This is a genomic window from Nocardia sp. CA-120079, assembly GCF_050955745.1.
In the GTDB taxonomy this organism is placed as follows: domain Bacteria; phylum Actinomycetota; class Actinomycetes; order Mycobacteriales; family Mycobacteriaceae; genus Nocardia.
Window position 1 is genome coordinate 7,001,666 of record NZ_CP192088.1, and the last position, 22,903, is coordinate 7,024,568.

Genomic DNA, 22,903 nt, shown 5'->3' on the forward strand with positions numbered 1-22,903 from the left:
CCGGAGCAGTACATGCCGGAACCGACTGTCACACCCGCACTTCGGATGTCGGGCATCGTCAAGCGTTTCGCCGGGGTCACCGCACTGTCCGAGGTGGACCTGCGGCTGTTCCCCGGTGAGATACACGCACTGGTCGGTGAGAACGGTGCGGGCAAATCCACCCTCATCAAGGTGCTCACCGGAATCCACGACGCCGATGCCGGAACCATCGAACTCGACGGTCGCCCGGTGCGCTTCACCGGCCCGCAGCAGGCGCTGCGGGCCGGGGTGAGCACCGTCTATCAGGAGGTGAATCTGTGCCCGAATCTGTCGGTCGCGGAGAACATCTACATCGGACGGGAACCGCGGCGGGCCGGTCTGATCCGCTTCGCCGCGATGCGTCGCGATGCCGCCCGGCTGCTGGCCAGACTGCATCTGAACATCGATGTGGCGGCCCCACTCGGCTCGTATTCGCTTGCGGTGCAACAGCTCGTCGCCATCGCCCGAGCCGTCGACCTGGATGCGAAGGTCCTCATCCTGGACGAGCCGACCTCATCGCTGGACACCGGTGAGGTCGAGCAACTGTTCGCGGTGATGCGCAGGCTCGCCGCCGAGGGCGTGGCGATCGGATTCGTCACCCACTTCCTCGATCAGATCTTCGAGATCTGCGACCGGGCAACCGTACTGCGCAACGGAACTCTCGTCGGCGAATATCCGGTCGCACAGCTGGACCAGAAGGATCTCATCGCGCACATGCTCGGCACAGCGCTGCGCACGCTCGATGAGATCGAGCACGAAAAGCCGGATCCGGCGGTGGTGGCGCGCCACGATCCGCTCTTGCAGGCCACCGGGATCGGCGGGCGCCGCAATTCTGTCGCGCCATTCGATCTCACCGTCCGGGACGGCGAAGTCGTCGGGTTGGCCGGGCTGCTCGGCTCCGGCCGCACCGAGGTGGCGCGACTGCTCTTCGGCGCCGACCGCGCATCCACCGGGAATCTCCGCGTGGCCGGCGCACCGACGGCACTGCGCTCGCCGCGCGCCGCGATCGACCACCGGATCGCCTTCTGCCCCGAAGATCGCAAATCCCAGGGCCTGATCCTCGACCTGTCGGTGCGCGACAATATCGTGCTCGCGGTCCAGGCCGCGCGCGGCTGGGCCCGGCCGCTGTCGGCGCGCAAGCGTGACGAACTCGTCGCCGGGTACATCACCTCGCTGCGGATCGTCCCGGCCGATCCGGACACGCCGGTGAAATTCCTCAGCGGCGGCAACCAGCAGAAGGTGCTGCTGGCCCGCTGGCTGGCCACCCGGCCGAAACTGCTGATCCTCGACGAACCGACCCGCGGCATCGATATCGGGGCCAAGGCGGAAATTCAGCGGCTGGTCATCTCGCTGTCCGAGGAGGGCATGTCGGTGCTGTTCATCTCCGCCGAACTCGAGGAGGTGCTGCGGCTCAGTCACAAGGTGGCGATCCTGCGCGATCGGCGGCTGGTCGCCGAACTCGTCAACGATGCCACCCTGACCATGGACCGCCTCACCGAAACCATTGCGAGCGGGGCGATTTCATGACGATCATCCGAAACCAGCTGTTCTGGCCCGCGGTCGCGCTCATCGCATTGCTGATCGTCAACGTCGCGTTCACGCCCGGGTTCCTCTCGATCCGCATCCAGGACGGACACCTCTACGGCAGCCTGATCGATATCCTGCGCTACGGCGCACCACTGGTGCTGATCTCGCTCGGCATGACGCTGGTCATCGCGACGCGCGGCATCGACCTGTCGGTCGGCACGGTCGTGGCGATCGCGGGCGCGCTGGCGTGCCTGCACATCAGCAATATGCCGGATCAGACCGATGCCGGTGGCGTCGCCGTCGCGGTGCTGATCGCGCTGGGCGTGGCGGTTGCGCTCGGACTGTGGAACGGCGTGTTGGTGGCGCGCTTCGGGATTCAGCCGATCGTGGCGACATTGATTCTGATGGTTGCCGGACGCGGTGTCGCACAGCTGATCACGTCCGGCCAGATCATCACGATCAACAGTCCGCCGTACAAGGTCATCGGTGGTGGTTATCTGCTCGGGTTGCCGGTGCCCGTCTTGGTCGCCGCCGCAGTGTTCGCTGGGCTCGCGTTGTTGCTGCGGCGCAGTGCGCTCGGACTGCTGCTGGAATCGGTGGGCGGTAATGCCGAGGCGGCGCGGCTGGTCGGCATCCGGGCCGGTGGTCTGATCGTCGCCGTGTACGCGGTCTGCGCGTGCTGCGCCGCGATCGCGGGACTGATGATCAGCTCGAATGTCTCTGCGGCGGATGGCAATAACGCCGGTCTGTGGATCGAACTCGATGCGATTCTCGCCGTCGTCATCGGCGGTACCGCGTTGACCGGCGGGCGATTTCAGCTCGGCGGCACCGTCCTCGGGGCGCTGGTTATCCAGACGCTCACCACCACGATCTACACCGTCGGGGTGCCACCGGAGACGACGCTGGTCTCCAAGGCGGTCGTGGTGATCGCGGTATGCCTGATCCAGTCACCGGCGTTCCGTGCCAAGGTATTTCGCCGCCGAACCCGACCGAGTATTCCATCGACAGCGACGGAGGCGACGACATGAACGTGCTGACTCAGGCCCGCGCCGCCCGACCTGTTCTGCGCCGCCCCACGATGCGCGGGCACCGCAGCCGCTATATCCCGGTGCTGGCGACCGCGGCACTGTTCGCGATCATCTATGGCGTCGGAGTGATGCGCTATCCGGCGTTCGGCTATCCGCAGGTTTTCGTGAACCTGTTCATAGACAACGCCTTTCTGCTCGTCCTCGCCGTCGGGACGACCTTCGTGATCCTCACCGGCGGCATCGACCTGTCCGTCGGCGCGGTGCTGGCCCTGTGCACGGTGGTCTCGGCGTGGCTGGTGACCGTGCACGGGTGGCCGCCGCTGCTGGTCATGCCGCTCATGCTGGTCGGCGGCACGCTCTTCGGCGCCGCGATGGGTGCGGTCATCCACTACTTCGAGATCCAGCCGTTCATCGTGACGTTGGCCGGTATGTTCCTCGCGCGCGGGCTGGCGTATGTGATCAGCACGGATTCGATCACGATCACCGACCCCGTGTACACGGATCTGGCGCAGCGTCGCTTCCGGCTCGGCGGGGACGTATTCCTGACGGTGGGCATGATCGTCGCGCTGGTAGTTGTCGCCGTGGCCTTCGTCGTTCTGCACTACACCCGATTGGGTCGCACCGCGTACGCGATCGGCGGCAACGAACAGTCTGCGCTCATGATGGGGCTACCGGTGGCCAGGACCAAGGTCGCCGTGTACGCGATCAGCGGTTTCTGTTCGGCACTCGCGGGCATCCTGTTCACGCTCTACACCCTGTCCGGCTGGAGCCTGCACGCCGTCGGCATGGAACTCGACGCCATCGCCGCGGTCGTCATCGGCGGCACCCTGCTCACCGGCGGCTCCGGATTCGTCCTCGGCTCGGTACTCGGCGTACTGACCCTCGGCGTAATCCAGACCATCATCAGCTTCGAAGGCACCCTGAGTTCCTGGTGGACCAAGATCTTCATCGGCGTCCTGCTACTCGCCTTCATCCTGCTGCAACGGACCATCGGAACCCGCGACGGATAGGTACTCGCGGCATGACATCACAGCGGTGCCGACGTTTCGTGCACGTCGTGTCGAACCACCGCTCACTGCAGGCCCCCGTCGACGTCGATCACCTGTCCAGTGATCCATCCGGCATCGTCGGAGGCGAGGAAGGCGATTACCTCGGCGATGTCACGGGTCCGGCCGATGCGGCCGAGGGCTGTCGCCGCGATCAGCGCCGCACGTTCCGGCGTAGTAAGGATGTCGCCCAACATCGCGGTGTCGACGATGCCCGGGGCGCGGCGTTCACGGTACAAGCCGGGAGAATTCGGGGACGAATTTCCGCAGTGCGGGATTCCGATGGAAATCCTCTAGCAGGCCTACGTTATGGACCGTGCCGTAGACGACCACGGATGTGATTTCAGGTATCGCCTCACGCGCGACAACTTCCATGTAATTCCTATTCCACACTGCGCGGCAGTCCCGGCAGAAACCTGCCGCGGGCGGATGTGCCCGAGTCCGCGACGCCGACTTCCCTCATACTGTGTCGTTGTCGGTGGCGCCGGACCGTACCGATTCCGGCTGACGGTGAATTCAGGACAGCTGCTCGCAGGGAACATCCGCCAATCGGTACGGGAATATCCACAGGTGCGGGTGCACCACCGCGCCGGTTGATGTGCGTGCTGGTGATCGTTTCTCTGCGAGGAACATTTCGTTACAGGGACATTGCAGAGCTACGGCTTTCCGTATCTGCCGCAGAGCCGCTGACCCGATGTTTCGGAGCGACTCCCACCAAATCTCGTCTCGAACGGGGTTTGATTCTCCAATTCTGTACCGAGATTGCGGTCCGCAGCCGAAGGTGCGGATGTTTCTGCTCGATCTGGCGGATGTTCTGCGGGCGCATCCGCCATAACGTGCCAAGTGTCGAGCGGTGGGCGATACACACTCCAGTACTGCGTGCATCGAAGGTTTCGAACAGATGCCATCGCCCCCGGGCCGAGTAACAACACATTAAACTGGAGGATCTTCCGGCATAAAGATAATACACACAGCTTCTCCGGCGGGTCGTTACGGCATCAACTCCGGAGTTGATCTACCGCGCATACGACAGTCTTTGAACAGGTGCTGGAGAAGAAGATGGATGTCGAGAAACGTCAGCGCAAGGGACTCTCGGAAAAGGTTGTCGCAGTCGGTGTCGAGCGAATTCGCATTTCGGGGACCATCCGGGTCGGTGGGGTGAGTTCCCAGCACCTCGGCGTGCTGGCGCGGCTGCCCGGTCCATTGCCGCCGATCGTGGTGCACCGCGCGACGATGGAGGTGATCGACGGCGTCCACCGTCTGGTGGTCGCCCGCCGACGGCAGGCGGTGTCGATCGATGTCGTGTTCTTCGATGGTGCGCCGCAGGAAGCGTTCGTGCTCGCGATCGAACTCAACAGCGCTCGTGGACTCCCGTTGTCGCTTGCGGACCGCAAAGCCGCAGCCGGACGGATGCTCGCGGATTTTCCCGAATGGTCGAACCGGCGGCTGGCTGAACTGACCGGATTGTCCGACAAGACCATCGCCGCGCTGCGACGTGGGTCGGGTGCGGAATATCCGCACCCGACCCGGCGGATCGGGCGTGACGGCACGGCATACCCGATGGATGCGAGCGCGCGCCGGCGACGGGCCCGAGAATTCTTGGAAGCCGATCCGGCGGCGTCGACTCGAGAGATCGCTTCGGCGGCAGGTATCTCGCCAACTACCGCGAAGGATGTCCGGCGGCGGCTGCGGGTGCAGCTCGGTGCCGCATCGCAGTATCGGCGCCATGGTGAGGTGGCACCGGAAGCGTCGCCCACCGGCCTCGTCAGCGGGTCAGCGAGACCCCCTCATTCGCCCGATCGCACACTGATGGTGCGCCGTCTGCGCGCCGATCCGTCCTTGCGTTTCACCGAGGTCGGCCGAAAGTTGTTGCGGTTGTTGACAATTGCCGATCCCGCGCCGGAGGAATGGCAATCGATGGCCGACAGTGTGCCGTCACACTGTGCGTCCGCGGTTGCCGAACTCGCGAGGTGCTACGCGGAAAGCTGGCTGTCGCTGGCGGACTCGGTAAGTCGTCACCTCGGCACCGACACCTGACCCACTACAAGCGCAACCGCCGGGCCCGCGCCATCGAGATACTCGACACCTGGATGTGAAACATGAACACGAGCACCGGCGCTTCGTCCGAACGGGTGGACCTACGCATCTTCACCGAGCCCCAACAGGGGGCCGACTACAGTCGGCTGCTCCGCGCTGCGACAGCGGCCGAGGACGCCGGTTTCGACGCATTCTTCCGGTCCGACCACTACCTGAGGATGGGAATGGCGTCCGGGCTCCCCGGAGCTACCGATGCTTGGATCACGCTCGCCGGCTTGGCACGGGAAACGACCCGGATCCGGCTCGGCACCCTGGTCACCTCCGCCACCTTTCGGCATCCATCCGTGCTGGCCATCTCGGTGGCGCAAGTGGATCAAATGTCCGGCGGCCGTATCGAAGTCGGCCTCGGCTCGGGCTGGTACGACGCCGAGCACATCGCTTACGGCATCGAACTGCCCGATTTCGGTACGCGCTTCGACCGCTACGCCGAGCAATTGGAGATCGTGACCGGCCTGTGGGAGACCCCACCGGGTGCGACGTTCAGCTTTCACGGCAAGCACTATCGACTCGAAGACGCTCCAGCCCTGCCCAAGCCGACGCAGCGTCCGCGCCCGCCGGTCATCATCGGCGGCGTCGGCAAGAGACGCACCCCGGCGCTGGCGGCCCGCTTCGCCGACGAATTCAACCTACCCTTCGTCGACTCCGCGACGGCCGCGGCGCAATTCGAGCGAGTGGACGCGGCGGCCAGGAAGTTGGGGCGCGACCCGAAGGAGATCATCCGCTCGGTCGCCCTCACAATGTGTGTGGGCCGTGACGACGCCGAGGTCGCCCGCCGTGCCGATACGATCGGCCGCGAGCTCACCGATCTGAAGCGGCGCACCGAGCTGGTCGGCACCCCCGCCGAGGTCGTCGACAAGATCGGCCGATATCGCGAGGCGACCGGTATCACCCGTCTGTACCTGCAGTACTTGGATCTCTCGGACCTGGACCACCTGGAGCTGGTCGCCGCAGAGATCGCACCGCAGCTGGACTGATCCCGGCGACACGCGGCGGCGATCAAACCTGGCGGCGACCCCGCCGCCGCACTGGCCAAACCAATCTGTGGCCCTTTTCACATAATCACGCTGGTATCGTGCATTATCGAGATGTCGCACCCGAATTCGCCATTCCTGACCCTGGGAATATCTAGCCCAGCGGCGGCGGCTCTTATACCATCGCGCTGATCCGAAATCACAGGAATTTCCCGGCGCGGCTTTCGGTCGACGAGATCGAGCCGATTTGCGCGCGAAATTCACGGACTATGGACCGGCCATCGCTCGCTTATCGTGCCGCCGTCCGTCCTAGAGTTGGCAGGAGTAGAACCGATGGTCTCGATCGCACAAGAACTCGTATCGCATCCGCGCATGCAACAGCGCCACATATGGATCGGCGAGTCCTCGTTTCCATATCTGTTCGGCAGCAATTGTCTCGACGCCATCGGCGAGACCCTGGATAAGCTCGACGCGGACAGATTCTTAGTCGTTACCGACAACCATGTCTTCGGGCTGCACGGGCAAGCATTGCTGCGCGCCCTCGGAACCGAAACACCCGTGACGGTTCTCGGCCATGAGCCAGGTGAATCCATGAAGACCCTTTCCTGCCTGGGTGAGCACATCGAGCAAGCCTTGCGAGATGGCGCTACGCGGAGATCGGTTGTCGTCTCCTTCGGTGGTGGAGTACCGGGAAATCTGGCCGGGCTCATGGCCAGTCTGTTGTTCCGTGGGGTTCGTCTCGTTCATATACCGACCACGACTGTCAGCGCGATGGATTCGGTGCTGTCACTCAAGCAGGCCATAAATAGTCAGGTCGGCAAGAATCATGTGGGAAGTTACTACACGCCGACCGCAGTCCTGACCGACGTCGAACTTTTCACCACGCTATCTGCCCGGGAACTCCGCTCCGGACTCTGCGAGATGACCAAGAATTGTCTGGCCATCGAACCCGCAATCATTCCCGAACTGCAGGAAATCTTGGCCACAGCGAATCTCGCCGCACCGGAGTCGCTCCTTTGGCTGTTGGATGCCAGCATCAGCGCGAAGGGGCAGGTAACAAAGAACGACACATACGAACGGAAGGACGGCCTCGTTCTCGAGTACGGCCATACGGTCGGGCATGCCATCGAATTGCTGGACCATCGACAACGCGATGCCGATGGGCTCTCACACGGGGAGTCCATCGCACTCGGTATGTTGATTGCCGCGCGAATATCGTTCGCGCGCGGGTGGCTGACGGACACCGACGTCAGCATCCACGACGAACTCGTAACAAGCCTCGGCGTGCGGACGACGATCCCGGACGGCGTCACGCCGGATGGCATCATCGACACGACTCGTGACGACAACAAACGGGGATACCTGCCACTGGCGGACGACGCCGCGGCTTTCGTGCTCCTCGAACAGCTCGGCCGCCCCGCACGATCGGGTGGCCTGCCGCTGGTTCCTGTTACCTTCGACGAGGTATATGCCGCATTGGAAGCGTTCGAAGCAGCGGGAACCGAGATGGCACCCCTCGGGGTTACCAGCCGATAGGCTGCCGTCGTGGCCGTCGCCTCAGCCCGGAACTCGCGGCGGGCGGCGGCCAGAAGCAGGCTCTTCCCCGACTAGGTATCAGCGACCCAATATTGAATCCGACGTCAACTTCAACTAACCTCTGAGCCATCCGGCAACCGGCGCTCGAACACGGACGCCCCGGTCAGCGCGCATGGACATGGAGGTTTCTTGTCGTGAAGAGCCGAGAGGTGCATCTGGTGGCCCGGCCCACCGGCGAACCCGCACCATCCGATTTCCGGATGGTGACCACGGATGTCCCTGAGCCGGGCAGCGGACAGCTGCTGGTCCGCAACGACTGGATGTCCGTCGACCCCTACATGCGCAACCGCATGAACGACGTGAAGTCCTACATCCCCCCGTTCCGGCTCGACAAGCCCATGGACGGTGCAGCGGTAGGTACCGTCGTCGCCTCCGGCGTGCCGGGAATCGCAGTCGGTGCGACCGTGCTGCACGATTTCGGCTGGCGGGAGTACGCGCTGTTGGAGGCGCGGCAGGTACGCGTGGTCGATGCGGCGCTGGCCCCGGCCGAGGCCTACCTCGGCCCGCTCGGCATCCCCGGCCTGACCGCGTATGTGGGTCTGAAGGAAATCGCGCCGGTCCGTCCGGGCGATGTCGTATTCATCTCAGGCGCGGCAGGTGCCGTCGGACTTGCCGCCTGCCGGGTGGCCAGGCACTTCGGCGCGGCCAAGATCATCGGATCGGCGGGCGGTCCGGAGAAGGCACGGCGGCTGGTCGAGGAGTTCGGCTACGACGCCGGGATCGACTACCGGGCGGGCAGTCTGGGCAAACGGTTGCACGAGGCCGCCCCGGACGGCATCGACGTCTACTTCGACAATGTCGGCGGCGACCATTTGCAGGCGGCGATCGGCTCGATGCGCGACTTCGGCCGAATCGCCCTGTGCGGAGCCGTCGCCGGGTACAACGCCGAAACCCCTCCGCCCGGCCCGAGGAATCTGGCGCTGGCGGTGGTTCGCCGACTGTCGTTGCGCGGCTTCATCGTCACCGACCATCCGGAGCTGGCACCCGAATACGCGACGCTCGCGGCGGACTGGGTGCGTGATGGCAGCCTCCGCGTCCCCACCACGGTGCTGACCGGGATCGACACCGCTGTCGACGCCTTCCTCGGCCTGCTGCGCGGTGCCAATACCGGCAAGATGCTGGTCCGGCTGAATGGCGAGGCGAACTGATGCGCGTGCAGAACGCGGTCGCGATCGTCACCGGCGCCGCGGGCGGCATCGGCGCGGCGATCGCGCAACGCCTGCTCGAGCACGGAGCTCGCGTCCTGATCACCGACCGTGACGCGGACCGGCTCGCGGCGACGGCACGTCAACTCGCCGAGGCATTTCCCGGCGCGGTATCCGGCCATGCCGGTGACGCCGCATCCGAATCCGATCTCCGCGAACTCATCGATACGGCCACAACCGAATTCGGCCCCGTCGACATGTTCTTCGCGAACGCCGGTGTCGGCGGCGGCCCGGGACTGGACGCCACCGAGGCGCAGTGGGAGCAAGCACTCGAGGTCAATACCTTGGCCCACGTGCGGGCGGCGCGGTTGCTCGTCCCGGGCTGGCTCGAGCGCGGCAGCGGCTACTTCGTGAGCACCGCCTCGGCGGCGGGACTGCTCACCCAGATCGGTTCGGCCACCTACGCGGTCTCCAAGCACGCGGCCGTCGGATTCGCCGAATGGCTGGCGGTGACCTACGGGGATCTCGGTGTGCGGGTCAGCTGCCTGTGCCCGATGGGCGTCGATACCGCCCTGCTCACCGGACTCGGCACGGACGGCGGATCCGCAGGCGACCTGGCCACCCGCGCCGTCACCGGAGCCGGCGCGGTGCTGGCTCCGCTCGACGTGGCCGATCGCGTGCTCGAGGCGATCGAGGCCGAACGCTTCCTCGTGCTGCCGCACGAGGAGGTCCGAGAATTCCTGCAGCGCAAGGCTGCCGATCATGATCGGTGGATCGCGGGCATGCAGCGCTATCAGAGGTCACTGTCATGAGCGGGCGCAGCGCCGTGCTGTTCGATTTCGGCGGTGTGCTCACCACCGCCGTCCTCGCCGCCTTCACCGAATTCGGCGCGGAGCTGGGCGACCCGCGGCTGCCGCTGCGACTGCTGACCCGCGATCCGGAAAGCAGTGCGCTGCTGGTGGATCACGAGGAGGGGCGCATCGGCGAGCGTGAGTTCGAGGTCGGGTTCGCGCGGCGACTGCGCGCGCACGGCGTCGAAATCGACGATGCGGGCCTTGTCGATCGCATCCAGTCCCGGCTGCATCCCGACCCGGAAATGATCGAGCTGGTCGCGGGTGTCCGCGCGGCGGGCTATCGCGTCGGTCTGCTGTCGAATTCGCTCGGCGACAACTGCTACGCGGGCTTCGACCTGCCCGCCATGTTCGACGCGGTGACCATCTCCGCGGAGATCGGCACCCGCAAACCGTCGCGCCGGGCCTATCTCGTCGGCTGCGAACGGCTCGGTGTCGCGCCTGAGCAGACCATCATGGTCGACGACCTCGAACAGAACATCACCGCGGCCGAACTGCTCGGACTCGGCGGCATCGTGCACCGCGACGCCGCATCGACGGCGGCCCTGCTGTGGCCCGCGCTACGCACCCCCAGCTGATCCACCCACCTTGCGGCGCAGTCTCTTTCGACCACCCGCACCAACGATCGGAGCCTCGATGGACCTGTTCAGCACGTCCGAGCGCACCCAGCGGTATCAACGCGATCTGCGCGCCTTCATGGACGAATGCGTGTACCCGGCCGAGTCGGAATACGAAAAGCAGATGGCCGCAGCCGGCGATCCGCACCACCATCCGCAGATCGTCGAGGACCTCAAGACCGAGGCCCGCGCCCGCGGCCTGTGGAATCTGTTCCATCCGCATCCCGAATGGGGTCCGGGGCTGACCAATCTGGAGTACGCTCCGCTGGCCGAGATCATGGGCCGCAGCCCGCATCTCGCGCCGGAGGCGTGCAACTGTTCGGCGCCCGACACCGGCAATATGGAGGTGTTCACCCTCTTCGGCACCCAGGAGCACAAGGAGCGGTGGCTGGAACCGCTGCTGAACGGCACCATCCGCTCCGCCTTCGCCATGACCGAGCCCGCCGTCGCCAGCTCCGACGCCACCAATATCCAGCTGAGCATGGCGCGCGACGGCGACCACTACGTGCTCAACGGCCGGAAGTGGTTCGCCTCCAACGCATTGCACAAGAACTGCAAGGTGCTCATCGTCATGGGCAAGACCGATCCGGACGCGCCCAAGCACCGTCAGCAGTCGATGATGGTCGTGCCGATCGACGCACCCGGTGTCACCGTCATGCGCAATCTGCCGGTCTTCGGCTACGCCGACCGCGAGGGCCACGCCGAGATCGATTTCTCCGATGTGCGGGTCCCCGTCACGGATGTATTGAAGGGCGAGGGCGAGGGTTTCGCCATCAGCCAGGCCCGGCTCGGTCCGGGTCGCATCCACCACTGCATGCGCGCCATCGGTATGGCCGAACGCGCGCTGGAACTGATGTGCGCTCGCGCCGAATCGCGAATCACATTCGGGCAGAAGCTGAGTGCGCGCGCCAACATCCAGGACTGGATCGCCGAGGCCCGCATCGATATCGAACAGGCCCGGCTGCTGACCCTCAAGGCCGCCTGGATGATGGACACCGTCGGCAATAAGGCGGCCCAGGTCGAGATCGCGGCGATCAAGATCGCCGCACCGGAGATGGCGCTGCGGATCGTGGACCGGGCCATCCAGGTGCACGGCGGGGCCGGTGTCACCGACGATTTCCCGCTCGCCAGCATGTACGCGCACCTGCGCACACTGCGTCTGGCCGATGGACCCGACGAAGTGCACAAACGCGCCATCGCGCGCGCCGAACTCGGTAAGTTCAGGACCGGGGCGTAGGACGGACAGGAACGTATGCAGACAAGTAGCGGGCTGATTCAGCCCACCGCGGACGCGACCGGCTTCGATATCGATGCGGCCGCGTTCGCGGACTGGGTGTCCTCGCTCGGTTCGGCGTGCACCGCGCCGGTGCGGGCCGAACGGGTGGGGATCGGCCAGTCCAATCTGACCTTCCTGATCACCGACGCGGCGGGGCGGCGTTGGGTGCTGCGGCGTCCGCCGCTCGGCCACCTGCTGGCGTCCGCGCACGATGTGGCGCGGGAGGCCCGAGTCATGTCGGCCCTTGCGCCCACCGATGTCCCGGTGCCGCGCGTCCACGATATCCGGCACGAGGGCGAGATCGCGCTCGTACTCATGGAATTCGTCGACGGACTGGTCATCGACGGGGTCGAGACCGCCGAGCGGATCACCCCCGAGCTGCGCCGCAGCGCCGGGCTGTCACTGGTGCGGACGCTGGCCCGCATCCACGCCGTCGATCTGGAAGCCACCGCACTGATCGACCTGGCCAGTCACAAACCGTATGCCGAGCGACAGCTCAAGCGGTGGTCGGCACAGTGGGAGAAGTCGAAAACACGGGACCTGCCGCTGGTGGACCGTCTCACCGAACGGCTCCGGGCCGCCGTTCCCGAACAGCGCGAACTCGCGCTCGTGCACGGCGATTACAACCTCCGCAATGTGATCACCACACCGGCGACCGGTGCGATCGCCGCCGTACTCGACTGGGAGCTGTGCACCCTCGGTGATCCGCTGGCCGATGTCGGCAGTCTGCTGGCCTACTGGCCGATGCCGGGCGAAGCGGCCATTCCGGGCACGGAAATGGTCATGCTCCCGGGCTTCCCGTCCCGTGCCGAACTGGTCGAGGAGTACCTCGCGATCACCGGACGCGACCGGCGCGCACTCGGGTTCTGGCATGCGCTCGGTCTGTGGAAGCTCGCGGTCATTGCCGAGGGTGTGTACCGGCGAACCCTGGACGACCCCCGCAACCGTGCGGCCGCGGGCATTCCGACTACCGACCTGGTCGACGGACTCGCCGAAACCGCCGACCGGATCGCCACCGAAGCCGGTTTCTGAGACGAAAACGGCCTGTCTCCCGATATGCCAGGGAGACAGGTCGTTTCGCGTATTCACTCGAACGAAGTAACCGCCGGGCACAGGATGTCCGGCGGTACTCCTATCAGGGCACGAGTACCGACAGCGCTTCGGCAATGCAGGCGGGCTTGTCGCTGCCCTCGCGCTCAATGGTCACCAGAGCCGTCACCTGAACCCCCGCTTTGGTCGGCTCGAGCTTCACCAGTTCCACGCCCGCCCGCAGGCGACTACCCGATGGCACCGGTGACGGGAAGCGAACCTTGTTGCTGCCGTAATTGATTCCCATCTGCACCCCCTCGACGCGATACACCTGCCAGACCAACTGCGGCAATAGAGACAGGGTCAGATAGCCGTGGGCGATCGTCGTGCCGAACGGTCCCTGCGCGGCCCGCTCCGGATCGACGTGAATCCACTGACGGTCACCGGTCGCCTCGGCGAACAGATCGATCTGCTCCTGGGTGACGGTGTGCCATTCGCTGTAGCCGAGATGGGTGCCGACGGCCTGCTCGAGTTCGCCGATTCCATTGAATACCTTCATTATTCGCGCCTCAGACCGTCGGCGCGCCAGCGACGTAGAGCACCTGGCCGGTGACATACGACGCGCCCTCGCTGACGAAGAACGACACCGTGTGCGCGATATCCTCGGGCTTGCCGACGCGTCCCACCGGAATCCGCGCCACCAGGGTCTTGCTGAACTCCTCGAACGAAACACCCATGCGCTCGGCGGTGGCGGCGGTCATCTCGGTCTCGATGAAGCCCGGCGCGACGGAGTTCACGGTCACGCCGAATTTGCCGAGTTCGATCGCGAGGGTCTTGGTGAATCCCTGTAATCCGGCCTTGGCCGCGGCGTAGTTGGCCTGACCGCGATTGCCGAGCGCCGACGTGCTGGACAGATTGACGATGCGGCCCCAGCCCGCGTCGGTCATGTACTTCTGCGTCGCGCGGCTCATCAGGAAGGATCCGCGCAGGTGCACGCCCATGACCGCGTCCCAGTCGTCGACAGTCATCTTGTACAGCATGTTGTCGCGGATGATGCCCGCATTGTTCACCAGGACGGTCGGCGCGCCCAGTTCGGCGGCGACCCGCTCGACCGCCGCGGCGACAGCCTGTTCATCGGCGACGTTCGCGCCCACCGCGAGCGCCCGGCCGCCGGCCGATTCGATCTCGGCGACAACGGTTTTGCAAGACGCCTCATCGAGATCCAGGACGGCGACCGCGAATCCATCCGCCGCCAGCCGCTTGGCGACAGCCGCGCCGATGCCGCGTGCCGCTCCGGTCACGATGGCGGTACCGGTTGTCTCACTGCTCATTACGGTTCTCCTTGTCGAATTCGGTTGGCACCGTTCACGGTTCGAACACCACACGGCCGACGGTCTTGCCGTCGGCGAGGCGCTGCAGTCCGGCAGCCACGCTGTCCAGTGGCAGCCGCTCGCCGATCAAGGGTTTCACCACACCCCGCTCGGCCAGCCCGGTCAGTTCCAGATGGCAGTCGCGCACCGCTTGCGGATCCTTGTCGCGATACAGGCCCCAGTGCAGACCTAGGATCGAATAGTTCTTCACCAGTGCGTGATTCAGCGCGGTGGACTGGATCTGCCCGCCCGCGAAACCGACGACCAGGATGCGTCCCTCGAAAGCGATGCACTTGGTGGACCGCTGATATACCTCGCCGCCGACCGGGTCGTACACCACATCCGCTCCGCGACCGTCGGTCGCTTCCCGCACAACCGAGACGAAATCCTGTGCGCTGCGATCCACCACGATGTCCGCGCCGAGCGCCCGCGCGACCTCGGCCTTGGCCGCGCTGCCGACCACCCCGATCACCGTGGCCCCGGCGGCCTTACCCAATTGCACGGCCGCACTGCCGACGCCACCTGCCGCCGCATGCACCAGCAGCGTCTCCCCCGCCCGCAGGCCGGCGCGCCGATGCAGTCCGAACCAGCCCGTCTGATAGCCGATGAAGAGCGCGGCGGCCTCGGCATCGTCGAGCGCCGCCGGGGCGGGAAAGACATCCGCGGCGCGCATGACCGCCAGTTCCGCGAAGCCTCCCCACGGCAGCGCCGGACTGCCGAGCACTCGGTCACCGATCGCGATGCCGTCGACGTCGGCACCGACCGCGACCACCTCACCACACAGTTCCACCCCGGGGGTGAACGGGAGTTCGGGCTTGATCTGATACTCGCCCCGGCACATCAGTACGTCCGGGAAGTTCGCGGCCGCGGCGCGGGTCCGCACCACCACCTGGCCTGGACCGGGCTCGGGCTCCGCCAGTTCGACCAGCCGCAGTACCTGCGCCGGTTCGCCCAATTCCGTTACCCGCCAAGCCTTCACGCAACGCCTCCGGTGAGGGTGACCCCGCCGTCGACGACGATCAGCTGGCCGGTCAACCAGGCCGCGTCATCGGAGAGCAGGAAGGCGGCGACACTGCCGATGTCCTCGGGTACGCCGAGACGCTTGAGCGGATAGGCCGAGGCCACCTGCTCCTCGCGGCCGTCGTAGAGCGCGGTGGCGAATTGGGTCTTGACCACGGCGGGCGCGATCGCGTTCACCCGGATCGACGGGCCGAGTTCGACCGCCAACTCCTGGGTGATGTGCACCAGCATCGCCTTGGTTGCCCCGTAGAACCCGATGCCGGGCGCAGGCTTGATCCCGGCAACCGACGCCACATTGACCACCGAGCCACCGTGCTCGCCCAGCCATGCCTTGTGCGCCTGCTGCACCCAGGAGATCGCCGCCAGGCAGTTCACCTCGAAGACTTTACGGGCCGCGGCCAGGTCGAGTTCGACCATCGGACCGTACACCGGGTTGATGCCGGCATTGTTGACCAGGAAGTCGACCGAACCGAAGGTCTCCAGCGTGCGCTCGATGGCCTCGGTCTGATGTTCGACGTCGTCGGCTCGTCCCGCGACGGCGATGGCGTGCTCGGGTCCGCCGAGTTCGGCGATCACCGCGTCCAGCGCGTCTTTTTTGCGGGCGGTCACGCAGACCCGCGCTCCGTCGGCCACCAGCCGCTGCGCGATGGCCAGCCCGATACCGCGGCTGGCTCCGGTGACAATCGCCGTCTTTCCGTCGAAACGACCCATTACGTAAGCCTCTCCTGATGCTCGAACTGCGTGACCCAGACTCACCGAACTTGATTCCGACGTCAAGTTCAAGTGAGGCCGCGCGTCACGTGATACGGGTCACATGAATGATCGGTGCACATCGGCCGACCGTGTGGCCGACGCTCGGTCAGTCAGCTTCTTTCAGCTGGAGAGCGTTGAACCACAACTGATTCAGCGTTTTCACCAACTTCTCGAAGGACACCTTCCGCCCCTCGACGAATACGAAGTACGCCATGCGGCTCACCATGCTCGACAGCGCGAGCGAGGTGACCTCGGCATCCAACTCGGCGTCCACCAGGCCACGATCCTGCAGATTCCGGATCATCTCGGCATTGCGCTCGACGAAGGCCAGGGCGCGCTCGAAGCGCAGCACCCGGAACTTCTCATCGATCTTCGAGACCTGTTCGAGCACGGCCATCAGCCGCGCATTGCGCCGATACGACAGCAGGTACTCACGATTGGCGGCGGCGATCAACTCACGCGGGTCGTCGATGCCGACCCGCTCTCGGATGTGCGGGTGCAGCATTTCCTCGCGCACCTGCTCGACGACCGCGGCGAAGATCTCTTCCTTGCTGTCGAAGTAGGTGTAGAACGAACCGGAGGCGACCCCGGCGGCCTTGGAGATATCACTGATCCTGGCGTCGAGGAAACCGTCGCGTTCGAACACCTCGCGCGCCGCGGCCACCAGGGCGGATCTAGTGCGCATGCCACGCTTACTCCGCGGGGGCACCCGACCGGGCTGGTCCTCGGTGGCTTCCTGGGCGTTCACTGCCTCACTCGCTGTCGTCCGGCTCGCTGACGTGGTGGATCGTAACAGCGCCCGCCGCACCCGCGACCCCACGACGCCGCTGGGCAACCTGTATCGGCACAACCTCTATTGAACATGACGCCAAATTCAAGTAGCGTCCGACCCACTGACGTGGCCTGGGTCACATCAGTTCTCGCCCACTCATGAAACTGGAGCAAGCCATGCCTGCGAATCCGGCTTCCCCGACCGCATCGGATCAGCCGACCAATGTCGCCGACCGGTGCTGGCAGCACGCCGCCGAACGCCCCGAAGCCATCGCGCTACTGGCCACGGACACACAGCTCACCTACGGCGAATTGGCCAGGCGCAGTGCGGCTTACGGCGGCCTGCTGCGCGAATCCGGTATCGCCACGGGCGACCGGGTGCTGCTGGTGGCGCCCACCGTCGCCGAATTCGTCGTCGCATATCTGGGCGCGCAGCTCATCGGCGCCATCGCCATCACCATGAACACCATGGCCACCGCGCCCGAAATCGGGTACGTGCTGGACGACTCCGGCGCGCGGATCGTCATCGCATGGCACAGCGCGCAGGAGGCCGCACAGGAGGCGGCCACCGACCGAAATCTGCCATTGCTCGCGCTCGCGCCGGGTGCGCATGCCGAACCGGCCGAGCCCGTGGCCGAACCGGTGCGCCGCCGCGCCGACGACACCGCCGTGCTGCTCTACACCTCCGGAACCACCGGCAAACCGAAGGGCGTCGAACTCACCGTCGCCAACCTGACCGAGACCGCTCGAATCTTCACCGATCAGCTGCAGCTCGGCCCGGACGACCGCTTCGGCACCGGACTGCCGCTGTTCCATGTCTACGGGCAGGCGGTATGCCTGCTCACCGCGCTGCACGCGGGCGCGTCCTTCGCCATGGTGACACCCTTCGAACCGCGGGCCATGATCGCGATGATCCGCGATCAGCAGCTCACCCACGTCGCCGGTGTGCCGACCATGTGGAATGCCATGCTGCACGCGGCCGGTGACTACGGTGCGGCAGATTTCGCGAGCTTGCGGCTGGCGGCATCCGGCGGGGCGTCACTGCCCGGCGAGGTGATCCGCGCCTTCTCGGATCGCTTCGGCTGCACCATTCTCGAGGGCTACGGACTCACCGAATCCACCGGTGCGGCGACCTACAACCCGCTGAATCGCGAACAGCGGGTGGGTTCGGTCGGCGCTGCGCTGCCCGGGACGTCGATCGAGGTTCGCGATCCCGACGGCAAGATACTGCCGGCAGACACCGTCGGCGAGATCTTCCTGCGCGGCCCCAGCATCATGAAGGGGTACTGGAACCGGCCCGACGCCACCGCCGCCGATTTGTCCGACGGCTGGTTGAAGAGCGGCGACCTGGGCCGCGTCGACACCGACGGCTACGTCTATATCGTCGACCGCGCAAAGGATCTCATCATTCGCGGCGGATACAACGTCTATCCGCGCGAGGTCGAGGAAGTGCTGTACGAGCATCCCGACATCGTCGAAGTCGCGGTGATCGGCATTCCGGACGACCACTACGGCGAGGAGGTCGGCGCGGTCGTCGCCGCCACACCCGGGGTCGAACTCGATCCGGCGGATCTGCGGTCCTGGGCGAAGGAGCGGCTGTCCGCGTACAAGGTGCCGCATCGCTTCGCCTTCACCGACCAGCTACCGAAGGGCGCCACCGGCAAGATCCTCAAACGCGCTCTCGACCCGAATCTGTTCACAGACAAGGCATCCCGATGACGGAAATCCCCACCGCAGCCGGAACCGTGGACTCTGCCGAACTCGGCCGCGTCCTGGTGCACGAGCACGTTTTCGTACTCGGCGAGGAATTCCGGCAGAACTACGCCGACTGGGACGAGGACGCCCGCGTCGACGATGCCGTGAGTCAACTCGACGAGTTGAAATCCCTCGGCATCGACACCATCCTCGATCCGACCGTGCTCGGGCTCGGCCGCTATCTGCCACGTATCCAGAAGATCGCGGCCAGAACGGATTTGCGGATCATCGTCGCCACCGGCATCTACACCTACAACGATGTGCCCTTCCAATTCCATTACACCGGTCCGGGTTTGCTGTTCGACCGGCCGGAGCCGATGGTGGAAATGTTCGTCAAGGACCTCACCGAGGGCATCGCCGATACCGGTGTGCGCGCCGGATTCCTCAAGTGCGCCATCGAGGAACCCGGACTGACGCCCGGCGTCGAACGCGTCATGCGCGCGGTCGGGCAGGCGTCGGCGCAAACGGGTGCGCCGATCACCGTGCACACCAACCCGCACACCCGATCCGGGCTGGTGGCGCAGCGGGTGCTGGCCGAGGAAGGCGCGGATCTGAGTCGCGTGGTGATCGGCCACTCCGGCGACACCACCGATATCGATTACCTCACCGAACTCGCCGACGCGGGATCGCTGCTCGGCATGGATCGATTCGGGCTCGACGTCCTGCTGCCGTTCGAGGATCGGATCGACACCATCGTCGAACTGGTGCGACGCGGCTACCTGGACAAGGTCGTTATCGCGCATGACGCGGCATGCCACATCGACTGGTTCGATCCGGAGGCCAAAGCGCAGGTGGCGCCGCGGTGGAACTACCGGCACATCAGTGAAGATGTGATTCCGGCGCTGACCGCGCGGGGACTCACCGACGACGATATCGACGCGATTCTGGTGCGCAATCCGCGCCGGTACTTCGAGAAGTGATCCGAATAGACACCGGAGCAACGCCATTGACTACCGTCTCCTCGCGTAGTGCCCGTCTGACGTTCCGCGCACTCGAGCCGATACACGGGGTGATCTACTTCACCCCGCACGGCCCGGATGCTTACCGCGAGTTGGGCATTACGGATCCACGCATGATGTACTTCGCGTCCCGGTCCGCGGCATTCGGGCCGGTACCTGCCGAAGTCACCATCGCCACGTTCTTCAATTTCAATCCGGACGCGGTGCGGGCCGTCATCCCAGCCGCATGGGAAATCGCCTCTCCCGCGGACTTTTTCCGAGCTCGTATGCGTGCCGTCGATAGGTCGCTTCGGCAGGCATGGGGCGATGACATCTATGGCCCCGAGGTGAGTGAAGCCGCCGAGCTCGCCCGGCAAGCCGCCGAACGTGCCTGCGAACGCCCGCAGGGCCGTCCGTTGTTCGCGGCGCATGCGGCGCTGCCGTGGCCCGATGAACCACATCTGGTGCTGTGGCATGCGCAGACACTGCTGCGGGAGTACCGCGGCGACGGACACGTCGCACTACTCCTGACGGAGGGGCTCGACGGTATCGAGGCATTGATCACCCATAGTGCGACCGGCGAGATATCGCCGGAAGTATTGCGCGCCAGCCGATCCTGGAGCGAACTGGACTGGGCCGCGGGTGTGCGGCGGCTTCGTGAGCGGGGTTGGATGGCCGACGATGCTGTCGCGCTGAGCGAGCACGGCTCCGAGCGACGCGGCGCGATCGAGAGCCGGACCGACGAACTCTCGGTCTTTCCGTACGAGGCGATCGGCGAAACCGGGTGTGCGCGCCTGCGTGCGCTCGCGTCGCCGTTGGCGATCCGGGTGATCGAAGGCGGCCTCGGATTCCCGCAGCTGCTGTCCGCGCGCTATCGGCAGGTGGTCGGGTAGGTCTTCAGCTGACGCTGCGGGCGAAGTCGATGAGGGCGGCACTGACTTCGTCCGCGCGTTCCTGCTGAATCCAGTGTCCGGCCCCGTCCAGGACAACGGTCGCCCGCAGGTCGGACAGTATGTAAGCCATTTTGGTGGTCGGAGTGAAACGGATGACGGCATCCTGCGACCCTGCGATGAACAGCGCGGGCTGATGGATCTTCGCATCGGCCAGGTGCGCGCCGTGTTCCCAGTTGCGGTCGAGGTTGCGATAGTAGTTGAGTCCGCCGGTGAATCCGGTCGCCGTGAAAGTCTCTATGTAGTAGGCGAGTTCGTCCTCGCTCAGCCAGGCCGGGGCCGCCATCTCGGAGCCGTTGCCGCTCAACAGATCCCGGACACTGACGACATCGTCCTGCAGCAGCGTGCGACGCACATCCGACGCGAGCTCAGCGTCAGCGCGGCCCGGTTCCTGAAACCAGCACATATAGAACTCGTCGCCGAGCCGGGACCGCAGAATCGGCAACGGCGCCGCGACCGACCGCGGCGTGGCCGGAACACTCAACCCCGCAACGGCCCGCACCCGATCCGGATGCCGCAGGGCCAGCTGCCACACCACCGACGCACCCCAGTCATGACCGACGAAGATCGCATCCTCTACACCGGCCGCATCGAGCAAACCGACGAGATCACCACACAGCGCGACCATGTCGTAGTCCTCGATCCGCCCCGGCCGAGAACTGCCACCGTATCCGCGCATATCGGGTGTCAACGTCCGGAAACCCGCCTTCGCGAGCGCGAAAACCTGATGCCGCCAAGAGAATCCGAGCTCGGGAAAACCATGACAGAACACCACAACGGGACCGTCACCATGCTCGACAACCCGCAACTCGATCCCATTGGTCGCGACCTGGCGACTCCCCAGCCCGAGCCACTCGTCCAGCAGATTCCGTGCGTCCATATTCGAGGTCACCTCGTCTACCGCGGCAATATAACTCGGCACAGTATTCGATTCTGACGTCAAGTTCAACTTTTGGCTGCGCGGGTGGGACCTCCGATCGCCGATTCGGCAAAGACCGCCACATCGCCAACTTGGTCCTCGGCAACCTCATGCGCGACGATGAAGCGACCGCCCGGCGCGAGCAGAGTTCATCCATGCGGTTGTTCATGCCGGAGAACAGTTCGAACAGTTCGGAATTCCGTTCGCGCACCGCATGCAAGGTGACCGCGCGACGATCCGCGGAGTCCGGGTCGCGTTCGCGGACGATCAATCCGCCCTTCTGCGGGCGATCCAGAATCCCGTCATGGTCGCGGGGTGCAGTCCGGCGCGGCGCGCCAATGCCGTCGGGGACATGGGGCCGTGGCGGTTGATCAGATCGAGGCAGGTCCAGTCGACGTCCTCGAGTTCGACCCGGCCGCGAACCGTCGATTGCGCAGCGAAAGCTGAATATTCCAGTCACGCAATGCTTCCCGCACGTCGGCCGTCAATCGCCGACGGCTGCGCGTCGATGTACGACCTGCTGAACTAATTGTCCGCCACCTCGCCTACGTTTATACGGTTTTCGTATCATACGTAGGCGAGGGGCAGATACGGCTCGCCGCCGTGTGCGATTCGTTCCGTCAGACCGGAACGACGCGGAAAACCGCAATTCGATGCGCCGATGCGGCCACGCCATCCGGAGTGGCGGCATCGGCCAGTCCGGTGGTGACGAAACGCTGGCCGACGCTCTTCGGACTCGTCGCCACCAATTCGTGCAGCAGCGGCGGGCGCTCGTCTACCGGCACCTCGACCAGGCGCGCGGTCGACGACTTTCGGCCGCGCGTCAGCGTAACGATGTCTGCCGCACGGGCATTCGCGACCCACGCCGCCTTCGGGAATGCCTGGAAGATGAAGCGTCCGCTGTCGAGCTGGTTCACCGCGATCGGGAAGGTGCGCAACTGTCCGCTGCGCCGCCCCGCGACCGTGAGCAGTTGCATCGGGCCGAAGGCGATGCCTATCCGCTGTAGCCCGACGATGACCTTGTTGATGGTGTTGGTTGTCCGACGGTAACTATCTGCACTCATGCACACAATCCTAGTTGAAGATTATATGAGTTTCATATCGTATATTTCACAGATCAACCCGATCCTCTGGGCGAAGCGACCGGCGTCGGCGATTATCACTGCCCGGACAGTCGGACGCGCCGACGTTGGCGTATTCGATGGCAGGCGGCGCGCCGAACAGCT

General features: G+C 65.4%; 24 protein-coding genes. 15 read left to right on the forward strand and 9 right to left on the reverse strand.

The window, feature by feature from the left end; all coding sequences use genetic code 11:
* Positions 1–12: 12 nt before the first annotated feature.
* Genes ACQPYR_RS32350 through yjfF form a run of 3 tightly spaced genes read left to right on the forward strand, consistent with a single transcriptional unit; the run spans position 13 to position 3,583 of the window.
* Positions 13–1,545: a sugar ABC transporter ATP-binding protein gene (locus tag ACQPYR_RS32350; protein ID WP_433622646.1), complete on the forward strand. Its 1,533-nt coding sequence runs from the start codon at positions 13–15 to the stop codon at positions 1,543–1,545.
* Complete coding sequence (locus ACQPYR_RS32355) at positions 1,542–2,573, forward strand: ABC transporter permease (protein ID WP_433622647.1); 1,032 nt, start codon at positions 1,542–1,544, stop codon at positions 2,571–2,573. Before ACQPYR_RS32350 ends, ACQPYR_RS32355 begins: the two co-directional genes overlap by 4 nt.
* Complete coding sequence (yjfF, locus tag ACQPYR_RS32360; protein WP_433622648.1) at positions 2,570–3,583, forward strand: galactofuranose ABC transporter, permease protein YjfF; 1,014 nt, start codon at positions 2,570–2,572, stop codon at positions 3,581–3,583. The genes ACQPYR_RS32355 and yjfF overlap by 4 nt, the downstream gene beginning before the upstream one ends.
* A gap of 62 nt (positions 3,584–3,645) precedes the next feature.
* On the opposite strand, the gene ACQPYR_RS32365 is transcribed toward yjfF, so the two are convergent.
* A complete protein-coding gene (locus ACQPYR_RS32365; protein ID WP_433622649.1) occupies positions 3,646–3,858 on the reverse strand; it encodes an SDR family oxidoreductase in 213 nt (70 codons plus the stop codon).
* A gap of 805 nt (positions 3,859–4,663) precedes the next feature.
* Here ACQPYR_RS32365 and ACQPYR_RS32370 point away from each other — a divergent pair.
* From ACQPYR_RS32370 to ACQPYR_RS32405, 8 genes are all read left to right on the forward strand, one after another.
* Positions 4,664–5,656 carry a transcriptional regulator gene (locus ACQPYR_RS32370; RefSeq protein ID WP_433622650.1) on the forward strand — a complete coding sequence of 331 codons (993 nt, stop codon included), beginning with the start codon at positions 4,664–4,666 and terminating at the stop codon, positions 5,654–5,656.
* Between the two features lie 95 nt (positions 5,657–5,751).
* Positions 5,752–6,690, forward strand: a complete 939-nt coding sequence (locus tag ACQPYR_RS32375) for an LLM class F420-dependent oxidoreductase (protein ID WP_433635302.1) — start codon at positions 5,752–5,754, stop codon at positions 6,688–6,690.
* A 330-nt stretch (positions 6,691–7,020) separates the two neighbouring features.
* Positions 7,021–8,223: a 2-deoxy-scyllo-inosose synthase gene (locus ACQPYR_RS32380; RefSeq protein WP_433622651.1), complete on the forward strand. Its 1,203-nt coding sequence runs from the start codon at positions 7,021–7,023 to the stop codon at positions 8,221–8,223.
* 194 nt (positions 8,224–8,417) lie between these two features.
* A complete protein-coding gene (locus ACQPYR_RS32385; protein ID WP_433622652.1) occupies positions 8,418–9,431 on the forward strand; it encodes an NADP-dependent oxidoreductase in 1,014 nt (337 codons plus the stop codon).
* Entirely contained in the window at positions 9,431–10,240 is an 810-nt protein-coding gene (locus tag ACQPYR_RS32390) for an SDR family oxidoreductase (RefSeq protein WP_433622653.1), read from the forward strand. The genes ACQPYR_RS32385 and ACQPYR_RS32390 overlap by 1 nt, the downstream gene beginning before the upstream one ends.
* On the forward strand, positions 10,237–10,857 hold the full coding sequence (locus tag ACQPYR_RS32395; RefSeq protein ID WP_433622654.1) for an HAD family hydrolase: 621 nt from the start codon (positions 10,237–10,239) through the stop codon (positions 10,855–10,857). The genes ACQPYR_RS32390 and ACQPYR_RS32395 overlap by 4 nt, the downstream gene beginning before the upstream one ends.
* 58 nt (positions 10,858–10,915) lie before the next feature.
* Positions 10,916–12,133, forward strand: coding sequence for an acyl-CoA dehydrogenase family protein (locus tag ACQPYR_RS32400; protein WP_433622655.1), 1,218 nt, complete (start codon positions 10,916–10,918; stop codon positions 12,131–12,133).
* 15 nt (positions 12,134–12,148) lie between these two features.
* Positions 12,149–13,204 (forward strand): phosphotransferase family protein, encoded by a 1,056-nt coding sequence (locus tag ACQPYR_RS32405; protein ID WP_433622656.1) that lies wholly within the window; start codon positions 12,149–12,151, stop codon positions 13,202–13,204.
* Positions 13,205–13,307: 103 nt separating this feature from the next.
* On the opposite strand, the gene ACQPYR_RS32410 is transcribed toward ACQPYR_RS32405, so the two are convergent.
* The 5 genes from ACQPYR_RS32410 to ACQPYR_RS32430 form a co-directional block, all read right to left on the reverse strand.
* Entirely contained in the window at positions 13,308–13,760 is a 453-nt protein-coding gene (locus ACQPYR_RS32410) for a MaoC family dehydratase (protein ID WP_433622657.1), read from the reverse strand.
* A gap of 10 nt (positions 13,761–13,770) precedes the next feature.
* The gene (fabG, locus tag ACQPYR_RS32415) at positions 13,771–14,532 is read right to left on the reverse strand and encodes a 3-oxoacyl-ACP reductase FabG (protein WP_433622658.1); all 762 of its coding nucleotides are present in this window, start codon (positions 14,530–14,532) and stop codon (positions 13,771–13,773) included.
* 34 nt (positions 14,533–14,566) lie between these two features.
* Positions 14,567–15,550 carry an NADPH:quinone oxidoreductase family protein gene (locus tag ACQPYR_RS32420; RefSeq protein WP_433622659.1) on the reverse strand — a complete coding sequence of 328 codons (984 nt, stop codon included), beginning with the start codon at positions 15,548–15,550 and terminating at the stop codon, positions 14,567–14,569.
* Positions 15,547–16,302, reverse strand: a complete 756-nt coding sequence (locus ACQPYR_RS32425; RefSeq protein ID WP_433622660.1) for an SDR family oxidoreductase — start codon at positions 16,300–16,302, stop codon at positions 15,547–15,549. Before ACQPYR_RS32425 ends, ACQPYR_RS32420 begins: the two co-directional genes overlap by 4 nt.
* A 148-nt stretch (positions 16,303–16,450) precedes the next feature.
* A complete protein-coding gene (locus ACQPYR_RS32430) occupies positions 16,451–17,029 on the reverse strand; it encodes a TetR/AcrR family transcriptional regulator (protein WP_433622661.1) in 579 nt (192 codons plus the stop codon).
* Here ACQPYR_RS32430 and ACQPYR_RS32435 point away from each other — a divergent pair.
* The 4 genes from ACQPYR_RS32435 to ACQPYR_RS32450 all read left to right on the forward strand — a co-directional run bounded on the left by ACQPYR_RS32435 (position 17,028) and on the right by ACQPYR_RS32450 (position 20,701).
* Positions 17,028–17,204, forward strand: coding sequence for a hypothetical protein (locus tag ACQPYR_RS32435; protein ID WP_433622662.1), 177 nt, complete (start codon positions 17,028–17,030; stop codon positions 17,202–17,204). The genes ACQPYR_RS32430 and ACQPYR_RS32435 overlap by 2 nt on opposite strands.
* 88 nt (positions 17,205–17,292) lie before the next feature.
* Positions 17,293–18,834, forward strand: coding sequence for a long-chain-fatty-acid--CoA ligase (locus ACQPYR_RS32440; RefSeq protein ID WP_433622663.1), 1,542 nt, complete (start codon positions 17,293–17,295; stop codon positions 18,832–18,834).
* Entirely contained in the window at positions 18,831–19,790 is a 960-nt protein-coding gene (locus ACQPYR_RS32445; RefSeq protein ID WP_433622664.1) for a phosphotriesterase family protein, read from the forward strand. Before ACQPYR_RS32440 ends, ACQPYR_RS32445 begins: the two co-directional genes overlap by 4 nt.
* A 26-nt stretch (positions 19,791–19,816) precedes the next feature.
* On the forward strand, positions 19,817–20,701 hold the full coding sequence (locus ACQPYR_RS32450; RefSeq protein WP_433622665.1) for an SCO6745 family protein: 885 nt from the start codon (positions 19,817–19,819) through the stop codon (positions 20,699–20,701).
* A gap of 4 nt (positions 20,702–20,705) precedes the next feature.
* On the opposite strand, the gene ACQPYR_RS32455 is transcribed toward ACQPYR_RS32450, so the two are convergent.
* From ACQPYR_RS32455 to ACQPYR_RS32465, 3 genes are all read right to left on the reverse strand, one after another.
* A complete protein-coding gene (locus tag ACQPYR_RS32455) occupies positions 20,706–21,638 on the reverse strand; it encodes an alpha/beta fold hydrolase (protein ID WP_433635303.1) in 933 nt (310 codons plus the stop codon).
* Positions 21,639–21,944: 306 nt separating this feature from the next.
* Positions 21,945–22,031 carry a hypothetical protein gene (locus ACQPYR_RS32460; protein WP_433635304.1) on the reverse strand — a complete coding sequence of 29 codons (87 nt, stop codon included), beginning with the start codon at positions 22,029–22,031 and terminating at the stop codon, positions 21,945–21,947.
* A 266-nt stretch (positions 22,032–22,297) separates the two neighbouring features.
* Positions 22,298–22,741: a nitroreductase/quinone reductase family protein gene (locus tag ACQPYR_RS32465; protein WP_433622666.1), complete on the reverse strand. Its 444-nt coding sequence runs from the start codon at positions 22,739–22,741 to the stop codon at positions 22,298–22,300.
* Between the last annotated feature and the right edge of the window lie 162 nt (positions 22,742–22,903).

What these genes read in the sequence shown, in the direction of transcription:
- ACQPYR_RS32460 (WP_433635304.1), bottom strand. Translation starts at nt 22,031, where the DNA reads ATGTCCCCGACGGCATTGGCGCGCCGCGCCGGACTGCACCCCGCGACC.
- ACQPYR_RS32455 (WP_433635303.1), bottom strand. Translation starts at nt 21,638, where the DNA reads ATGGACGCACGGAATCTGCTGGACGAGTGGCTCGGGCTGGGGAGTCGC.
- ACQPYR_RS32465 (WP_433622666.1), bottom strand. Translation starts at nt 22,741, where the DNA reads ATGAGTGCAGATAGTTACCGTCGGACAACCAACACCATCAACAAGGTC.
- ACQPYR_RS32350 (WP_433622646.1), top strand. Translation starts at nt 13, where the DNA reads ATGCCGGAACCGACTGTCACACCCGCACTTCGGATGTCGGGCATCGTC.
- ACQPYR_RS32405 (WP_433622656.1), top strand. Translation starts at nt 12,149, where the DNA reads ATGCAGACAAGTAGCGGGCTGATTCAGCCCACCGCGGACGCGACCGGC.
- ACQPYR_RS32395 (WP_433622654.1), top strand. Translation starts at nt 10,237, where the DNA reads ATGAGCGGGCGCAGCGCCGTGCTGTTCGATTTCGGCGGTGTGCTCACC.
- ACQPYR_RS32430 (WP_433622661.1), bottom strand. Translation starts at nt 17,029, where the DNA reads ATGCGCACTAGATCCGCCCTGGTGGCCGCGGCGCGCGAGGTGTTCGAA.
- ACQPYR_RS32445 (WP_433622664.1), top strand. Translation starts at nt 18,831, where the DNA reads ATGACGGAAATCCCCACCGCAGCCGGAACCGTGGACTCTGCCGAACTC.
- ACQPYR_RS32380 (WP_433622651.1), top strand. Translation starts at nt 7,021, where the DNA reads ATGGTCTCGATCGCACAAGAACTCGTATCGCATCCGCGCATGCAACAG.
- ACQPYR_RS32425 (WP_433622660.1), bottom strand. Translation starts at nt 16,302, where the DNA reads ATGGGTCGTTTCGACGGAAAGACGGCGATTGTCACCGGAGCCAGCCGC.
- ACQPYR_RS32410 (WP_433622657.1), bottom strand. Translation starts at nt 13,760, where the DNA reads ATGAAGGTATTCAATGGAATCGGCGAACTCGAGCAGGCCGTCGGCACC.
- fabG (WP_433622658.1), bottom strand. Translation starts at nt 14,532, where the DNA reads ATGAGCAGTGAGACAACCGGTACCGCCATCGTGACCGGAGCGGCACGC.
- ACQPYR_RS32435 (WP_433622662.1), top strand. Translation starts at nt 17,028, where the DNA reads ATGCCACGCTTACTCCGCGGGGGCACCCGACCGGGCTGGTCCTCGGTG.
- ACQPYR_RS32400 (WP_433622655.1), top strand. Translation starts at nt 10,916, where the DNA reads ATGGACCTGTTCAGCACGTCCGAGCGCACCCAGCGGTATCAACGCGAT.
- ACQPYR_RS32355 (WP_433622647.1), top strand. Translation starts at nt 1,542, where the DNA reads ATGACGATCATCCGAAACCAGCTGTTCTGGCCCGCGGTCGCGCTCATC.
- ACQPYR_RS32440 (WP_433622663.1), top strand. Translation starts at nt 17,293, where the DNA reads ATGCCTGCGAATCCGGCTTCCCCGACCGCATCGGATCAGCCGACCAAT.
- ACQPYR_RS32390 (WP_433622653.1), top strand. Translation starts at nt 9,431, where the DNA reads ATGCGCGTGCAGAACGCGGTCGCGATCGTCACCGGCGCCGCGGGCGGC.
- yjfF (WP_433622648.1), top strand. Translation starts at nt 2,570, where the DNA reads ATGAACGTGCTGACTCAGGCCCGCGCCGCCCGACCTGTTCTGCGCCGC.